Source organism: Kitasatospora sp. NPDC056446 (genome assembly GCF_042796115.1).
GTDB lineage: Bacteria > Actinomycetota > Actinomycetes > Streptomycetales > Streptomycetaceae > Kitasatospora.
The window spans coordinates 180024-197137 of sequence record NZ_JBHTRF010000003.1; the positions used below are offsets into that span (position 1 = coordinate 180024).

Consider the following 17114-nt stretch of genomic DNA (forward strand, 5'->3'; position numbering starts at 1 on the left):
CTGTCGTGAGATATTGACTCAGCAATATGACAGTTTGTAATGTCATTTCGTCATGAACTGATCGGAAGTGGGCCAGCCATGCCTCATTTCGCTGACGGCCTGTACGACTCGCAGACCGTGCTCATCACCGGCGGAGCCACCGGAATCGGCTTCGCCATGGCCCGGGCCTTCGGGCTGCACGGCGCCCAGGTCGTCCTCGCCTCCCGCAACGCGGAGCGGCTGTCCGCCGCCGCCGCACGGCTCACCGCCCTCGGGGTGGAGAACGACACCGTGGTCTGCGACGTCCGGGACGAAGCGGCGGTCAAGGCGGCCGTGGACCGCACGGTGACCCGGTTCGGAGGGGTCGACGTCCTGGTCAACAACGCGGCGGCCAACTTCTGGTCACCCGCCGAGACGATGTCCTCGCGCTCGTTCCGCACGGTCGTCGAGATCGACCTCTACGGCACGTTCCACTGCACCCGCGCCGTCGTCCCGTACATGATCGAGCAGCGCCGGGGCGCGGTCCTCAACGTCGCGATCACCGATCCGCAGCGCGGCCTGCCCTACTTCGCCCACGCCGCCGCCGCCAAGTCGGGGGTCCTGGCGCTCACCGCCACCTGGGCCGCGGAGTGGGGCCGGTACGGCATCCGGGTCAACGCCCTCGGGCCGGGCCCCACGCCCACCGAGAACGCGGTCGGCGGGATGGCGGTCGGCCGGTCCGACCACCCGCCGTCCTTCGAGCTCCAGCGGAGGCGGACACCGCTGCGGCGGCTCGCCACCCCCGAGGACTCCGCGTCCGCCGCGCTGTTCCTCTGCTCCGACGCCGCCGGGCACATCACCGGGGTCAACCTCCCGGTGGACGGCGGCATCTCCCTCCCCACGCCCAGCGGGGACCTGAACTTCGACCACGCCGCGGCCACCCCGCGCCACCACGAGGAGACGATCAAGAGTGAGTAGGGCGATCGAAGTCCGGGGGCTGACTCGGACCTATGCCAAGGGCCGGCGCCGCGGCGAGGCCGGCCAGGTCGTGACCGCACTGGGCGGCCTCGACCTCGACGTGGAGCGCGGAGAGATCCGCGGCCTGCTCGGCCCCAACGGCGCCGGCAAGACCACTCTGGTCAAGATCCTCTCCACGGTGCTGCTGCCCAGCGAGGGCAAGGCCACCGTGCTCGGACTGGACGTCGCGGCCCAGGCCCCGGCCCTGCGCCGGCGGATCGGCATCGTCTTCGGCGGCGAACGCGGCCTCTACGGACGGCTCACCGCCCGGGAGAACCTGGACTACTGGGCCGCCCTCTACGGGGTGGCCGGCCGCGACCGCGCCGCGGCCGTCACCGCGCTGCTGGAGCGCGTCGGCCTCGGAGACCGCGCCGACACCCAGGTCGACCGGATGTCCCGGGGGATGAAGCAGCGCCTCCACCTGGCCCGCGGCCTGGTCGGCGACCCCGAGCTGCTCTTCCTCGACGAGCCCACGGTCGGCATGGACCCGGTGGCCGCGCGGGAGTTCCGCAGCCTGGTCCGCGAGCTCCGCGAGGAGGGCCGCACCGTCCTGCTGACCACCCACGACATGCACGAGGCCGAGGCGGTCTGCGACCGGGTCACCCTCATGGACCGCGGCCGGGTGCTCGGGACCGAGGCCCCCTCCGAGGTCGGCCGGTGGATCACCGCCTACGAGCGGGTCGACGCCCGCGACGTGCCCGCCGGGCTGCGCCGCAGCATCGGCGACCTGGAGGGCGTGGCCGGCGTCGAGGAACTGCCCGACGGCTGGATCCGGATCGCCACCAGCGCCGCCGGCGCCGTACAGCCGGTCCTGCGCGCCCTGGTCGACGCCGACGTCACCATGGTCCGCACCTCGCTGCCGACCCTGGAGGACGTCTACCTGGAGGTCATCGGGGACCGGGGGCTGACGGTATGACCGAGATCCTCACCGGCGCCCGGCTGCAGCTGCGGCTGTTCCGCCGCAACGCCGGCCACCTGCTGGTCTTCGCCACCATCCCGTTCTTCACCGCCATCTTCCTGTCCTCGGTCCGGCAGGCCGACCGGCCGGACCTGGAGGCCTACGCCGTCCTGGCGCCGGCCCTGATGGGCCTGTGGCTGGTCTCGCTCGACCTGGCCGGCTCGGTCGTCGACGACGAGAAGCGCGGCGGCACCCTGGAGCTGTTCCTCGGCTCGCCGGCCGGGCTCACCCGGCTGGTCACCGGCCGGGTCGCCACCATCGCCGTCCTCGGCGTGGCGACCTTCGCCGAGTCCTGGCTCACCGCCACCGTCCTCTTCGGCGTCGACCTGCCGGTGCACCACCCCTGGCTGCTGGCCTGCACCCTGGCGGCGACGGCGCTCGCCACCCTCGGCACCGCGACCGTGCTCGCCGCCGCCTTCGTCACCGCCGGATCCGCCCGCCGCTACGCCAACGCGCTCGGCTACCCGTGCTACGTGCTCGGCGGCGTCCTGGTGCCGGTGACCCTGCTGCCCGGCTGGCTGCAGCCGCTCGGCAAGGTCGTCTACCTCTCCTGGGCCGCGGACCTGCTGCGCGCCGTCACCCGGCCCGAACCGGTCGAGGACTTCGGCTGGCGGCTCGCCGTGCTGCTGTTCCTGGGCGCGGCCGCGTACGCCGCCGGCACCGTTCTGGTGGACCGGATGATCACCCGTCTCAAGTCGGAGGGCACGGTGGGGCTTTCGTGAACACGCTCACCCGGTGGTGCTCCGTCGCCGCCACCGCTTCCAGGATCGGCTTCCGCGAGCTGACCACGTTCTACACCTGGCGCACCTGGCTGTTCGGCTGGTTCCTGCGGCTGATCGCCCAGGTCCTGTTCTTCGGCACCATCGGCATGCTCTCCGGCTCGCACGAGCGGGTGCGCTACCTCGCCGTCGGGAACGCGGCCGTGGTGGTGTGCATCGAGGCCATGGTGGTCATCACCACCACCGTGCGCGAGCGGGGCCAGGGCACCCTGGCGCTCCAGGTCGCCGCCCCCGCCCCGTTCGCCCTGACGTACCTGGCGCGCGGCGCCTACTGCCTGCTGGTCGGCATCGTCAGCAGCACCGGGGTGTTCGCCGTCGCCGCGGTGGTCTTCCGGCTCTCCATGCCGTTCCCCGAGGTCCTGCTCGTGCCGGTCTTCCTCGCGGTCGCCGGCTGCTCCGCCTACGGGCTGGGCACGGCCGTCGGCGCCCTCGTCCTGCGCCGCCCCGGACTGCAGTGGCTCGCGCTGAACACCGGCTACATGTCGCTGATGACCTTCTGCGGAGTGAACGTGCCGGTCGACTACTGGCCCGCCCCGGTCGCCGCCATGGCCCGGCTGCTGCCGCTCACCCACGGCCTCCAGGCGCTGCGCGACCTGCTCGCGGGCGCGCCGGCGGCGACCGTGCTCGGCGGCCTCGGCAGCGAACTGCTGGTCGGCCTGGCCTGGACCGCCCTCGGTGTGGTGCTGCTCAGGCAGGCCGTCACCGGCGAGCGGCACCGGGGCACGATCGAGCTGTCGGCATGAGCACCGCGACCGCGACCGCGACCGCCCGCCCGGCGCGCCCCGCCCTGGTCCGCTTCCCGGCCGCCGCCGAGCCCCGGGCGCACCTGGTCTGCTTCGCCCACGCCGGTGCGGGCGCCGCCCCCTTCGCCGGCTGGGCCGGCCTCCTCCCGGAGTGGGTGTCGGTCAGCGCCATCCGGCTGCCGGGCCGGGAGAGCCGGCTGCGCGAGGAGCCGCTCACCTCGCTGGACGCCGTCGCCGAGGCCGCCGCCCGGGAGATCGCCGCTCTGTCCGGCCCGGTGGTCCTCTTCGGGCACTGCTTCGGCGCGGTGGCCGCCTACCGGACCGCCCGGCTGATGGAGGCGGACGGCCGGGCGGACGTCCGGCGGCTGATCGCCGCCGCCGCCCCGGCCCCGGACGGCACCGTCGGCGGCACCACCCACCTGCTGGACGGCGAAGGCCTCTTCGCCGACCTCGCCCGCTACGGCGCCGTCCAGGACACCCCGGCGGCTCGGTCGCTGTTCGCACTCGCCGAACCCGCGATCCGTGCGGACTTCCGGGCGCTGGAGACCTGGACCGTGCCCGAGCCCGCCGACCGCCCCCTGGCGGCGCCCGTCCTGGAGATCCGCGGCGACCACGACCGGGTCCTCGACCCGGACGGCCCCGGCTGGTCCGCCTGGACCACGGGCGGCCACCGCCGGGACACCGTCCCCGGGCCGCACCACCTGCTCGGCCACGCCACCGACCCCCTGCTCACCGCGATCACCCGGCAACTGGCGGACGACCTCGCCCCCGCCGACCGCCCCCGCCCGCCGGCCACGGCGGCACCCAGCCTTGGAGGTATCCGATGAACCGCGTTGCGGACGACGACCGCATTGCCGTGATCGGGATGGCCTGTCGCCTCCCGGGCGCGCCCGACGTCGAGAGCTACTGGTCCAACCTGCTCACCGGCACGGTCAGTCTCACCGAGCTGTCGGACGACACCCTGCGCAACGCCGGGGTCGCCGAGTCCGCCATCGCGGACCCCCACCACGTCAAGCGGGCCCCGCTGCTCGACGACGTCGCCGGCTTCGACGCCCGCCTGTTCGGCTTCACCCCGCGGGAGGCCGAGCTGCGCGACCCGCAGCAACGGATCTTCCTCGAAGTGGCCTACGGAGCGCTGGAGGACGCGGGCGTCCGGACCGACGGCCCGACCTCGGTCGGCGTCTTCGCCGGTGGCGCGACCAACCGCTACGCCGAACTGAACGTCCGGCGCAACGCCGCCGCGGTGCGCAACTACGGCGAGGTCGGCATCCAGGCGGGCAACCACAACGACTACATCGCGACGATCGTCTCCTACAAGCTCGACCTGCGCGGCCCCGCCTTCACCGTCGCCACCGCGTGCTCCACCTCGCTGGTCGCGCTGCACCTGGCCTGCCAGGCCCTGCGCAACGGCGAGTGCGACGTCGCCGTCGCGGGCGGCGTCCAGCTGGAGCTGCCGCACGGCGCCGGGCACCGCTGGGTGGACGGCGGCATCTTCTCCCGGGACGGCCGTTGCCGCCCCTTCGACGCCGCGGCCGACGGCACGATCTTCGGCGACGGCGCCGGCGCCGTCGTCCTCAAGCCGCTCGCCGACGCGCTGCGCGACGGCGACCGGGTGCTCGCCACCATCCGCGGGTCCGCCGTCAATAACGACGGCAACCGCAAGGCCGGATTCGCCGCCCCCAGCGCCGAGGGCCAGTTCGCGGCCGTCTACGAGGCGCTCGCCGTCTCCGGCGTCGCCGCCGAGCAGGTCGGCTACCTGGAGGCGCACGGCACCGGCACCGCCATCGGCGACCCGATCGAGGTCCAGGCGCTCAGCCGCGCCTACCGCGCGCACACCGACCGCACCGGCTACTGCCTGCTCTCCTCGGCCAAGGGGAACATCGGCCACCTCGGCCCCGCCTCCGGCATCGCCGGGTTCATCAAGGCGGTGCTGGCCGTCAACCGCGGCATCGCCCCCGGCACGGCCAACTTCACCGAGGCCAACCCGCTGATGGAACTGGCGAGCACCCCGTTCACGGTCCGCTCCCAGGCCGGGTCGTGGCCGATCGAGGGCCCCCGGATCGCGGGCGTCAGCTCCTTCGGCATCGGCGGCACCAACGCCCACGTCCTGGTGGAGCAGCCGCCCGCCGAAACGGCCGGCGGACCGAGCCCGGCCCGCCGGCGCACCGCGGTCCTCCCGCTCGCCGCGGCCTCCGCCCCGTCGCTGCGGGGCATGGCGGAGAAGCTCTCGGCCCACCTCGCCGAGGAGGACACCGACCTGCACCGGGCCGCCCGCACCCTCCAGCGCCGGCCGCTGCGCCACCGCCACCGGATCGCCGTGGTCGGCGAGGACGCCGCCACCCTGTCCGACGCCCTCGCGGACCTGGCGGCCCGCGGGGGGAACCCGGGGACCCCGGCCACCGGCGCGGTCTTCCTGTTCCCCGGCCAGGGCACCCAGCACCCCGCCATGGCCGCCGAGCTGTACGCCCACGAGCCGGTCTTCCGAGCCGAACTCGACCGCTGCCTGGAGCACTTCGGGGCCACGGTGGCCGACGCGCTGCGGGCCGCCCTGCTGCGGGACGCGCCCGACGCCGCGGACCGGCTGCGCGACACCGCGCTGACCCAGCCCGCGCTCTTCGCGGTGGAGTGGGCGCTGGCCCGGCTGTGGGCCTCCTGGGGCGTCCGGCCGGTCGCGATGATCGGCCACAGCGTCGGCGAGATCACCGCCGCGGCGCTCGCCGGGGTCTTCGAACTCGCCGACGCCGCCCGCCTGGTGGTCCGTCGCGGCGAGCTGCTCGCGGCCGCTCCGGCCGGGCGGATGGTCGCGCTGGCCATGCCGGCGGCCGAGGCCGCGCCGCTGCTGGAGGGACGCGATGTCTGGCTCAGCGCCGACAACGGCGAGCGCAGCTGCACCGTCGGCGGCCCGGTCGAGGCCGTCGAGGAGCTGACCGCCGTGCTCACCGCGCTCGGCCGGCGCTGGGTGGCCCTCGACGTCGAGCGGGCCTTCCACACCCCCGCCACCGAGCGTGCGGCCGAGGAACTCGCGGCCTTCGTCGGCGAGTTGACCCTGAAGCAGCCGTCCGTCCGGTGGGTCTCCAACGTGACCGGCGACTGGATCACCGACCGGCAGGCCACCGACCCGCAGTACTGGGCCGACCACCTGCGCAGCCCCGTCCGGTTCCGCGAGGGCGCCGCACGGGCCGCCGAGGTCGAGGGCGCCGTGCTGCTGGAGGTCGGACCCGGCCAGGCGCTCACCCAACTGGTGCGCCGGGTCAGGACGGCCGCCGGCCACCGCCCGCTCGCCTCGCTGCCGCCGGCCGGCGACGACACCTCGGCGACCACCGTCCTCTACCGGGCGGTCGCCGCCCTGTGGCAGGCCGGACTCGACGTCGACTGGCGTGCGCTGCTGGAGCACGAGCAGCTCACCCCGGTCCCCCTGCCCGGCTACGCCTTCGACCGCGAGCGGTACTGGATCTCCCCCGACCCGCAGACCGCCGCCCAGGCCCCGGCGGCCCGGCCGCAGGCCGCGCAGGAGCCGCGGCCCGCAGCCGAGGACGACCGGATCACCGTGCCCGGCTGGACCTCGGCCCGGCCCGCCGAGGCCGAGCCCGTGCCGGCCGGCCGCCGCTGGCTGGTCCTGGCCGACGACGCCGGGCAGGCCGCGCCGCTGCTCGACCGGCTGGCCGCGGCCGGCATCGCCGCCGACCTGGTCAAGGCGGACGACGTGGAGCCCAAGCGCCTCGGCGCCGCGCTCCTGCCGCACCTGCGCGACCACCACGAGCCGCTGGAGATCGTCCACCTGTGGCTGACCGGTCCGGGGCCGGACGGTGCCGGGGCCGGCCGGACCGCCCGGCACTGGCTCGACCGGGGCTTCCGCGCGACCCAGCGGATCGTCCAGGACCTCACCCGGCACTGCCCGGACCGCCCGGTCCGGATCACCGTGCTCGCCGACCGGCTCTGGGACGTCTCCGGCTCCGAGCCCGTCGAGCCGGCCAAGTCGCCCGTGGCGGCCCTGCTGCACAGCGCCGTCCGGGAGCACGAACACCTGCGCGCCCGGGTGGTCGACGCGCCCGCCGACGCGCTGAGCGGGACCGACCGGACCACGGCCGAAGCGCTGTGGGCGCTGCTGGGCGGCGACGACGGCGACGACTTCACCCGGATCGCGCTGCGCGGCCGGCGCCACTGGCACCCGGCCTTCCACAGCGTGCCCGAGCCCGCCGTGCCGTCCGCCCCGGGCGCCCTCGCGGACGCCGTCGACGGCACCTGGCTGATCACCGGCGGCTTCGGCGCCCTCGGCCTGGTCGCCGCCGAGCGGCTGGCCGCCCGCGGCGCCACCGGGATCGCCCTGCTCGGCCGCTCCGGACTGCCGGAGCGCGGGCGGTGGGACGACCCGGCGCTGGGCGAGGGCCCGCGCGCGGCGGTCGAGGCGGTGCGCCGGATGGAATCGGCGGGCTGCCGGGTGCTGCCGCTGGCCGCCGACGTGGCCGACCGGGCCTCGCTGACCGGAGCGGTCCAGCGGGTGCGCGCCGACCTGGGCCCGATCCGCGGGGTCATCCACGCGGCCGGACTCGCGGGCGGCGGCATGCTCGCCGTCAAGGACGCGGCGGTGGCCGAACAGGTCCTGCGGCCCAAGGTCAACGGCACCCTGCTGCTGGACGAGATCCTCGGCGACGAGCCGCGCACCTTCGTCCTCTACTCCTCGGTCGCCGCCGTCACCGGCCAGTTCGGCCTGTCGGACTACGGCGCCGCCAACGCCTTCCTCGACGCCTTCGCGCACGAGCGCTCGCGCCGCCGGCCCGGCCGCACCCTGTCGGTCAACTGGCCGTCCTGGGACGGCGCCGGCATGGCGGTGGAGGCCGCCGCCAAGCACTCCCGGTTCCACGCCGAGCGCCCGAACCGCGAGCCCGAACTGGTCGCCGCGCCCGCCGGGGGAGCGGGCCACGCCTTCACCGTCCGGCTCGCCCCGGACGTCTGGATGGTCGACGAGCACCGCATGGGCGAGACCCCGGTGCTCCCCGGCACCGGCTACCTGGAGCTCGTGCTCCGCGCGGTGCGCACCTTCCACACCGGCCCGGTGCGGCTGGCCGACGTCGCCTTCACCGCCCCGCTGGCGATCGCCGGACCGCTCGACCTGACCATCACCTTCGAACCCGACCGCTCCGGCTGGCGCTTCCGCGTCGAGTCCCGGGCCGAGGGCGCCCGCGCCGCCGTTCAGCACGCCGGCGGCAGTGTCACCCCGTACGAGGACACGGCCCCGCGCCACGACCTGGCGGCGCTGCGCGCCGCCCACACGGTGCCGCTCGCCGGGCCCCGGCTCAACGACGGCTCCGGGCTGATGACCGTCGGCGCGCGCTGGCACACCGTCGAGCGGGTGAGCGGCGGCACGGACAGCGTGCTCGCGGAGCTGGCCCTGCCGGCCGCCCACCGCGGCGACGCGGCGGCCAACCTGCTCCACCCGGCTCTGCTCGACTGCGCCACCTCCTTCCTGCTGCCGCTGCCGGAGGGCGTCAACGCGCTGCCGTTCAGCTACCGCGCCGTGGTGGTCCGGGGCCCGCTCCCGGCCCGGGTGACGGCGCTGGTCCGGCCCTGGCCCGAGCAGCCCAAGGGGGCCGTCGTCCGTGACATCTCCCTGATCGACGAGGCCGGTCGCGAGGTCGTCACGATCAGCGGGTTCACCCTGCTGCACGTCGACCGGGCGACCGTGGCGGGCAACGTCCGGCCGGGCGGTGACGCGGAGCGGACCGCTCCGCTGCGCTCCTCCGGTGCCGTCCAGGACTCCTTCCTCGGTGTCGAGGCGGGGGCGGCCCTGCTGGAGGCCCTGCTGGCCACCGACCTCGGCCCGCAGGTGGTCGTCGCGCCGGAGGGCCTGCGCGAGAAGCTGCGGCGGACCGGCCGGTTCACGGCCGCCTCCGTCCGCTCTTCGGGCACCGGGGCCGGGGCCGTCGGGACGGCCGGGGAGCCCACCGGCGGGACCGCTGCCGGTGCCGCCGCCGGGACCGCGACCCCGCCGCGGGCCGAGGGCCGGGCCGGGGGCGGGATCGCCGACCGGATCGGCGGCCTGTGGACCGAGATCCTCGGAACCGAGGCGGGCCCGGACGACGACTTCTTCGAGTCCGGCGGCGACAGCCTGGCCGCCGTCCAGCTGGTGGACCGCATCCGGGGCGAACTCGCCGTGGAACTTCCCATCTCCGCGCTGTTCGACCACCCCACGCTGTCCGAGCTGGTGGCCGCCGTGGGGAGCAAGGGGTGAGCGCCGTGCCGCAGCCGTCCGGCCCGGGTACCCGGGCCCCGGGTGAGCCGCCGGAGCCGGCCGGGACCCTGCACGCCCTGGTGGCGGAGCAGGTCGCCCGGACCCCGGACGCCGTGGCGCTGGAGAGCGCCGACACCAGCCTGACCTACCGCCGGCTCTGGTCGGAGAGCGGCAAGGCCGCCCGGGCCCTGGTCGGGCAAGGGGTCCGCCCCGGCGACGTGGTCGCCGTCCTGATGCCGCGCAGCGTGGACGTCGTGGTCGCCGTGCTCGCCGCGCTGCGGGCCGGCGCCGCCTACCTCGCGCTCGACCCCGACCAGCCGCCCGCCCGCCTGCGCGGACAGCTGGAGGACTCCGGCGCCCGCCTGGTCGTCGTCGACCGGGCGGGACCCCCGGCGGGCGCCGTCCCGCCGGGAGTCCCGGCCCCGGCCCTGGACACGCTCGCCGGGACCCCGGAGGGCACCGTCCGACTGCCCGCCGTCACCGCCGGGGACGCCGCGTACGCGGTCTTCACCTCCGGCTCGACCGGCCGCCCCAAGGGCGTGCTGAACGAGCACGGCGCGATCGTCGACAAGGTCCGCTGGCTGGCCGGCCGGCTGCCGTTGGACGGCCGGGACGTGGCGCTGCACAAGACCGCCTACGCGTTCGACTACTCCGTCTGCGAGGTGTTCTGGCCGCTGGCCTGCGGCGCCCGGCTCCGGGTGGTGCCCTCGGGGCTGCACGCCGACCCGCTGCACCTGGTCCGGGAACTGCGCGCCGCCGCCGTGACGGTGGCCCAGTTCGTCCCGTCGATGCTCGCCGTGCTGATGGAGCAGCCGGAGTTCCGCGCCCTCGACCGGCTGCGGATCCTGGTCGTCGGCGGCGAGGCGCTGCCGCCGGCGCAACTGGCCGGGCTGCGCGAGTGGTCCGCCGCGGACGTGGTCAACCTCTACGGCCCGGCGGAGTGCTCGGTGTTCGCCACCTGCTGGATCGCCCGGGCCGACGAGCCGGCCGGTGCGGTCAGCATCGGCCCGGCGGTCGCCCGGACCGAGATCGAGATCGTGGACGAGGAGGGCCGCCCGGTCGGGCCGGGTACGGTCGGCGAGCTCTGGATCGGCGGCCCCGGCGTCGGCCGCGGCTACCTCGGGCGCCCCGATCTGACGGCCCGTTCGTTCCTGCCCGACCCGGCCCGGCCCGGCGGACGCCGCTACCGCACCGGCGACCTGGTCCGGCAGCGCCCGGACGGCGACCTGGAGTACCACGGCCGGATCGACGACCAGGTGAAGATCCGCGGCCAGCGGATCGAGCCGGAGGAGGTCCGCCGACAGCTGGAGGCGGCCCTCGGCGCCGGGCCCTCGGCCGTCCTCCCGTTCCGCGACGCGGCCGGGACGACCCAGCTCGCGGCCTTCCTCACCGACTCCGCCGGCGGGCTGCCGCCGGTGGCGCGGATCAGGTCCGTACTGGCCGAGCGGCTGCCGCCGGCCATGGTGCCCGCCCGGATCGTGCCGGTGGAGCGGCTGCCGCTGGCCCCGTCCGGCAAGCTGGACCGGGCCGCGCTGCTCTCCCGGCTGGCCGACCGGGCGGCCCCGGCACCGGACGCCCCGGCGTCCGCCCCCGTGGACACGCCGACCGGGCACGCCGTCGTGGACCTCTGGCGCGAACTGCTCGACGATCCGGGCGTCGGACCGGACGACGACTTCTTCGCCCGCGGCGGCCACTCCCTGATCGCGGCGCGGATGCTCGTCCGGGTCAAGGAGCGGCTGGGCACCGAGATGCGGATCTCCGACCTCCTGGCCGCGCCGACGGCCCGCGCCCTGGCGGCGCGGATCGACTCCCTCGGCTCCGTAGCGGAACGCCCCGGGCCGGTGACGGCCGAACGCTCCGGGCCGGTGACGGCCGAGCGCCCCGGGCCGGTGACGGCCGGCCCGCCGAGCGGGACGGCGGCCGGGGAAGCGGTGGTCCGGGAGGCCCCGCTCGCACCGACCCAGCGCCGGCTGTGGCTGATGGAACAGCTGACCCCGGGACAGGTCGACTACAACGTCGTGGACGTGTGGGCGCTGACCGGTCCGCTCGACCCCGCCGCGCTCGACCGGGCCGTCACCGACGTGCTGGGCCGCCACGACGCGCTGCGCACCACCTTCCGGGAGGGCGCGCGCGGCCCGGTCCAGGTGGTCCACCCCCGGCCGCTGGGCGGCCTGGAGGTGCTCCCCGGCCCGCTGGGCGAGGAGGCCGCGCGGGAGAGCGCGGAGCACCTGGCCCGGACCCGCTTCGACCTCGCGGCCGGCCCGCTGGTCAGGTGCGTGCTGCTGCCCACCGGCCCGGACCGCCACCGGCTGGTGCTGGTCGCCCACCACCTGGTCCTGGACGGCTGGTCGGCCGAGGTCTTCTGGGAGGAGCTCTCGCACTGCTACGCCGCCCGCGCCGCGGGCGGCGCGCCCGGGCTCGCCCCGGTCGCCCTCGGCTACGCGGAGTACAGCGCCCGGGAGGCGGCCCGGCCGGTCCCCGCCGAGCAGGCCGCGTACTGGCGCCGGGTCCTGCGCGACGCCCCGCCCCCGCTCCGGCTGCCGTCGGCGGACCCGTCCGGCGAGCCCCGGGCGGCCCGCCGGACGGTGGCCCTGGACGAGGGACTGGCAACGGCCGTCGGCGAGCTGGCCCGGAGCCTGCGCACCACGCCGGCCACGGTGCTGCTGGCCTGCTTCGGCGCGGTGCTCGGCCACTGGGGCGGCTGCTCGGACCTGGTGGTCGGGGCCCCGCTCAGCGGGCGCACCACCGCCGACACCGCCGACACGGTGGGCTTCTTCAACGCCACAGTCGCGCTGCGCCTCGACGCGGACCCCGAGGGCTCCCCGGCCCGGCTGGTGCGCCACGCGCACCGGGCGCTGACCGACGCCCAGCTGCACCAGGACCTCCCCTACGACGAGGTGGTCGCGGCACTGGCCGCCGAGCGCGGAGCGCCCCCCGGCCGGCTCTTCTCGGTGTGGTTCAACGCACTGAGCTTCCCGGTACGCGGACTGCGCCTGGACGGCGTGGCAGCCGAGCGGCTGCCCGCGCCGCTGCCCGGCCTCCCCTTCGACCTGTCGCTCTACGTGGACCAGCGGGCGGGCGGGGTCACCCTCGACCTCGGCTTCGACGCGGCCCGCTTCGAACAGCCGTGGGCCGCCGAACTGCTCGACCAGGTCGTCCGCACCGCTGCCGCCTGGACGGACCGGCGGATGCCCCCCGCCGTCACCCCGCGCCGGAGCCTGCCGCGGCCGTCGCGCCCGCACACCGGCAGCGCCCGGACCGCCCTGCTGGAGCGCGTCCTCGGTCACCCCCGGTCGGCCGTCGCCCTGCTGGACGAACACGGGGCCTGTCACTACGGCGAGTTGGCCGACCGGGTCGCGGACCTCGCGGACCGGCTGCGCGGGGCCGGCCTGCGCCCCGGCGAGCTGGTCGAGCTGCGGGAGGCGCACGGGCGCGGGCTCGCGGTCGGCCTGCTCGGCGTCTGGCAGGCCGGGGGCGTGGTGCTCCCGGTCGATCCGGAGCACCCGCAGGCCTGGCGCGCCGACCTCACCGCGCTGGCCCGGCCGCACTGGGCCGTCCGGATCGACCCGGACGGTCCCCGGATCGTCCCGGTCGACCGCACCGCCGGGCTGCCCTCCGACCGGGTGCCCGGGGCCGGCCCGGCCCGGGGCGAGCCCTGCTACGTGCTGCCGACCTCCGGTTCCACCGGCCGGTCGCGGCTGGTCCTGGGCACCGACGCCCCGCTCCTCGCCTTCCTCGACTGGTGGTCCGCCCGGTACGGAATCACCGCCGGTGACCGCTTCAGCGTGCTCGCCGGCCGCTCCCACGACCCGCTGCTGCGCGACCTGCTGCTGCCGCTCTGGAACGGCGGCACCGCCGTCGTCCCACCCGCGCGGACCCGGCTCGACGCCGACCGGCTGGTCCGCTGGCTGGCGGAGCACCGGATCACCGTGGTGCACGCGACGCCCCTGGTCGGGGCGATGATCGCGGGCGCCGCGGCGACCCACGGAATCCGGCTGCCCGCCGTGCGGCTGGCCTGCTTCGGTGGCGACGTCCTGACCGACAGCGCGATCGGGGCCTGGCGCGCGGCGGCTCCCGCCTCCCGGGTGGTGACCGTGTACGGCACCACCGAGACGCCCCAGGCGGCGAGCTGCCACGAGCCGCAGCCGGGCCGCCCGAGCGGCCCGGAACCGCTGCTCGGCGCCGGAGCCGTCGAGGCCCAGCTGCTCGTGGTCGACCGGGACGGCCGTCCGGTGCGGCCCGGCCGGATCGGCGAGATCGCGGTCCGCGGGCCGCTGCTCACCCTGGGCTACCTGGACGAGCCGGAGGCCACCGCCCGCGCGTACCGGCCCGATCCGTGGGACGAACCCGGCCACGCGCTGTTCCGGACCGGTGACCTCGGCCGGCTCCGCTGGGACGGCACGGTCGCCTTCGTCGCCCGTAGCTCCGCGATCGTCAAGGTCCGGGGCAACCGGGTCTCGCCCGCGCAGGTCGGCCACGAGCTGCGCCGACTCGCGGGCGTGGGGCAGGCGGCGGCCGGTGCGGTGCCGGACGCGTCGGGGCTCTCCCGGCTGGTCGCCTTCGTCGTCCCGGCGCCGGGGGCGGCCCCGACCGAGGACGGCATCGCGGCCGAGCTGGCGCTGCGGTTGCCGGCCGGTCAACTGCCGGAGGAGATCAGGATCGTGCCGGCGCTGCGGTTGACGCCCAACGGCAAGGTGGACCTCCGGGCGACTGCCGCGCAGTCCGCTCCGGCGGCCCCTGCTCAGGCTGCGGCCCCGGCCACTGCCCGGGCCACTGCCCGGGCCGACATCGGGCCGGTCGGCCGCGGCCCGTCGGGTGCCGGGCGCGAGGGGCCGCAACGGGAGCTGGTCCGGCTGTGGAGCCGGGTCCTGGGGGCGGAGCGGGTCGGCTTGGACGACAACTTCTTCGACCTCGGCGGCACCTCGCTCGCCGCAGTCCGGCTGCACGCCCTGATCAAGGCCGAACTCGGCTCGGAGGCCTCCCCGTTGATGGTCTTCCAGCACTCGACGGTCCGTCGGCTGGCGGAGGCGCTCGCCCGGGGCTCCGCCTCGGCCCGGCCCGGCCCGGGCCACCCGGGGGTCGGCGCCCTACCGGTTGCCGCCGCGCCGCTGGCCGGCGGCGACGCCCGGGCGCTGCGCCGGGCGGCCCGGGCCGGAATCGACGCGCTGACCGTCGGAGTCTGACCCCCGCCCCCGCCCCGACGCCGGAACCGACGCCGGGGCCCGGCAGCGCGACCTGCCGGGCCCCGGCCCCGTCCCGTCCCACCCACACAAGGAGCCCGACCCATGGACCACCCCCGGAACTCCGTCGAGAAGCGGATCGCCCGGCAGGTCCGGCGCATGCTGGACCTCCCCGACACCCTGGACGGGAGCGAGCTCGGCCGGGCGGACCTCTTCGACCTGGGACTGACCTCGAAGAGCGCCCTCGTCCTCACGGCCTGGCTGGAGACCGAGTTCGGCGTGGTGCTCGGCCTGCGGGATGTCTTCGCCGATCCCTACGTCGAAACGCTCGCCGAGCTGGTCGCCGATAAGGCGGTGCCGATGTCACCGGCAATTCCCGGTGCGAACTCAGGAAATTGAACCGACCGTTCCGGGGGCAGCTTGACAAAATTCTTGACTGGCTGGTATCTTTACTCTTCGATTCTTCATCGGCAAATGCGGGGGCTGCACGGTCTAGGAAAGGCGTGGGCGGTCGTCATGCAGGCGGAGTCAGGAAATTTACCGGCGGTCCGGCACAGCTGCGGATCGCTGCGGACCGGCACGCCGACCGTCGCTCGACCCCGGGGCCGACAGTGCGTCACAGCCCTTGCGTCCCATCGGACGGGTACCCACGAGCCACCGTTGCGGCCGGCGCGATCCGCCGGCCGTCGGAACGGCCCTCCGTCCGGAATTCCGCGCAGCCGCCGTGACCCGTTTCCGAGGGTTCGACGCGGAACAGCGAAACGAATCCACAATTCTTCCATGACCTGCCCCGGCGGTGCTCCGGGGCCGAGGAGCGAAGCGTGAAGGACAAAGACCTGGGCGTGCGGGTGGCACGGCTGCGGCGGGCCGCCGGCCTGTCCCAGGCCGAGCTCGCGGGCCCCAAGCTCTCGCCGAGCTACATCTCGCTGCTCGAAGCCGGCAAGCGGACCCCCTCCCCGGACGTCGTCCAGTACCTGGCCGGCCGCCTGGGGTGCGAGGCCACCGATCTGCTCGGCGCCGAGGCCCGGACCGGGGACAAGGAGATCGAGCTCGAACTCAAGTACGCCGAGATGACGGCGCTCAACGGTGAGCCCGAAGCCGCCCTGGCCGACTACGAGCGCATCCAGGCCGCCATCGACGCCGACGGACAACCGGGCCTCTGGCTCGCCGCCGAGACCGGGATCGCGCAGTCCTTGGAGCGGGTGGGCCGCCTGGAGGAGGCCGTCGCCCGCTACGAGGGGCTGCGGACGGCCACCTCGCGCTCCAAGGACTTCGTCGCCGGGCTGCCGGTGACCGTCGCACTCTGCCGCTGCTACCGGGAACTCGGTGACCTCTCCCACGCGATCAGCGTCGCCGAGGAGGCGGTCGCGGAGGTGGAGCGGCTGGACCTGGCGCCCACCCGTCCCGGGATCGAACTGCTGTCGACCCTGGTCGGCCTGCACTGCGAACGCGGTGACCTGCACCGGGCGAGCTACCTCGCCGCCCGGGCGATCGAGAAGGCCGGCCAGGTCTCCGACCGGAAGGCGCTCGGCGCCGCGCTGTGGAACGCCAGCGTCGCGATGCACCGCAACGGCCGGACGGCGGACGCGATCGAGCTGATCGAGCAGGCGCTGGCGATCTACTCGGAGGGCGACGACGTCCGGGCGCTGGCCCGGCTGCGCAACGCCTACGCGGCGGTGCTGCTGGAGTTCGAGGAGCCCGACATCCCGCTGGCCGAGGGGCTGCTCACGCAGAGCGCGAACGCGCTGTCCGACGTGGGCAGCGACATCGACCTCGCGTACTGCGAGACCGCGATGGCCCGGGTGAAGCTCCGCGCCGGAGACCCGGAGGCCTCCGTCGGACACGCCGAGAAGGCGCTCGGCCTGCTCGGCCCGCTGCACCGGCTGCAGAGCGCGCGGACGCTCCTGGTCCTCGCCGCCGCGAGGCTCTCCCAGGGCGACCACGCCGCGGCCAGGGAGGCGTACGAGCGCAGCGCCCTGATGCTGGAGGCCTCGGCGGCCGGGCGGCAGGCCGCGGCCGCCTGGGCCGAGCTGGCCGAGATCATGGAGGCCACCGGGCAGCCGGAGCGCGCGATCTGGGCGTACCGCCAGGGCATGCGCTGCCTGGGCCAGCAGGGCCGGATCCTTCCGGCGGGGAGCCTGCTGCCCCGCGCCTGACCGACCGCACCACCGCCGGAGGGGCGGGGAGCATAGGGCGGGGGAGGTACCCCCCCCCCCCCCGGTAGGAGACAGGGCGGCGCGCGGGCCGGCG

9 protein-coding genes are annotated in these 17114 nt (G+C 76.0%); all 9 read left to right on the top strand.

The annotated features are described in order from the left end of the window. Positions 1-78 precede the first annotated feature (78 nt). The 9 genes from ACFQ6N_RS03450 (at position 79) to ACFQ6N_RS03490 (ending at position 17020) form a co-directional block, all read left to right on the top strand. The gene (locus tag ACFQ6N_RS03450; RefSeq protein WP_380646560.1) at positions 79-936 is read left to right on the top strand and encodes an SDR family oxidoreductase; all 858 of its coding nucleotides are present in this window, start codon (positions 79-81) and stop codon (positions 934-936) included. Continuing rightward, positions 929-1891, top strand: a complete 963-nt coding sequence (locus ACFQ6N_RS03455) for an ABC transporter ATP-binding protein (RefSeq protein WP_380646562.1) — start codon at positions 929-931, stop codon at positions 1889-1891. Before ACFQ6N_RS03450 ends, ACFQ6N_RS03455 begins: the two co-directional genes overlap by 8 nt. Beyond that, positions 1888-2655 (top strand): ABC transporter permease, encoded by a 768-nt coding sequence (locus tag ACFQ6N_RS03460; protein ID WP_380646563.1) that lies wholly within the window; start codon positions 1888-1890, stop codon positions 2653-2655. The genes ACFQ6N_RS03455 and ACFQ6N_RS03460 overlap by 4 nt, the downstream gene beginning before the upstream one ends. Beyond that, on the top strand, positions 2652-3455 hold the full coding sequence (locus ACFQ6N_RS03465; protein WP_380646564.1) for an ABC transporter permease: 804 nt from the start codon (positions 2652-2654) through the stop codon (positions 3453-3455). Before ACFQ6N_RS03460 ends, ACFQ6N_RS03465 begins: the two co-directional genes overlap by 4 nt. Further along, positions 3452-4282, top strand: coding sequence for a thioesterase II family protein (locus ACFQ6N_RS03470; RefSeq protein WP_380646565.1), 831 nt, complete (start codon positions 3452-3454; stop codon positions 4280-4282). The genes ACFQ6N_RS03465 and ACFQ6N_RS03470 overlap by 4 nt, the downstream gene beginning before the upstream one ends. After that, positions 4279-9684 (top strand): SDR family NAD(P)-dependent oxidoreductase, encoded by a 5406-nt coding sequence (locus ACFQ6N_RS03475; RefSeq protein ID WP_380646566.1) that lies wholly within the window; start codon positions 4279-4281, stop codon positions 9682-9684. The genes ACFQ6N_RS03470 and ACFQ6N_RS03475 overlap by 4 nt, the downstream gene beginning before the upstream one ends. Further along, a complete protein-coding gene (locus ACFQ6N_RS03480; protein ID WP_380646567.1) occupies positions 9681-14867 on the top strand; it encodes an amino acid adenylation domain-containing protein in 5187 nt (1728 codons plus the stop codon). Before ACFQ6N_RS03475 ends, ACFQ6N_RS03480 begins: the two co-directional genes overlap by 4 nt. Positions 14868-14969: 102 nt before the next feature. Then, complete coding sequence (locus tag ACFQ6N_RS03485; RefSeq protein WP_380646568.1) at positions 14970-15263, top strand: acyl carrier protein; 294 nt, start codon at positions 14970-14972, stop codon at positions 15261-15263. A 422-nt stretch (positions 15264-15685) separates the two neighbouring features. Next, entirely contained in the window at positions 15686-17020 is a 1335-nt protein-coding gene (locus ACFQ6N_RS03490; protein WP_380646569.1) for a helix-turn-helix domain-containing protein, read from the top strand. Positions 17021-17114: the final 94 nt, after the last annotated feature.

Coding starts and splice junctions, on each gene's coding strand:
- ACFQ6N_RS03460 (WP_380646563.1), top strand. CDS start 1,888: ATGACCGAGATCCTCACCGGCGCCCGGCTGCAGCTGCGGCTGTTCCGC.
- ACFQ6N_RS03475 (WP_380646566.1), top strand. CDS start 4,279: ATGAACCGCGTTGCGGACGACGACCGCATTGCCGTGATCGGGATGGCC.
- ACFQ6N_RS03450 (WP_380646560.1), top strand. CDS start 79: ATGCCTCATTTCGCTGACGGCCTGTACGACTCGCAGACCGTGCTCATC.
- ACFQ6N_RS03485 (WP_380646568.1), top strand. CDS start 14,970: ATGGACCACCCCCGGAACTCCGTCGAGAAGCGGATCGCCCGGCAGGTC.
- ACFQ6N_RS03470 (WP_380646565.1), top strand. CDS start 3,452: ATGAGCACCGCGACCGCGACCGCGACCGCCCGCCCGGCGCGCCCCGCC.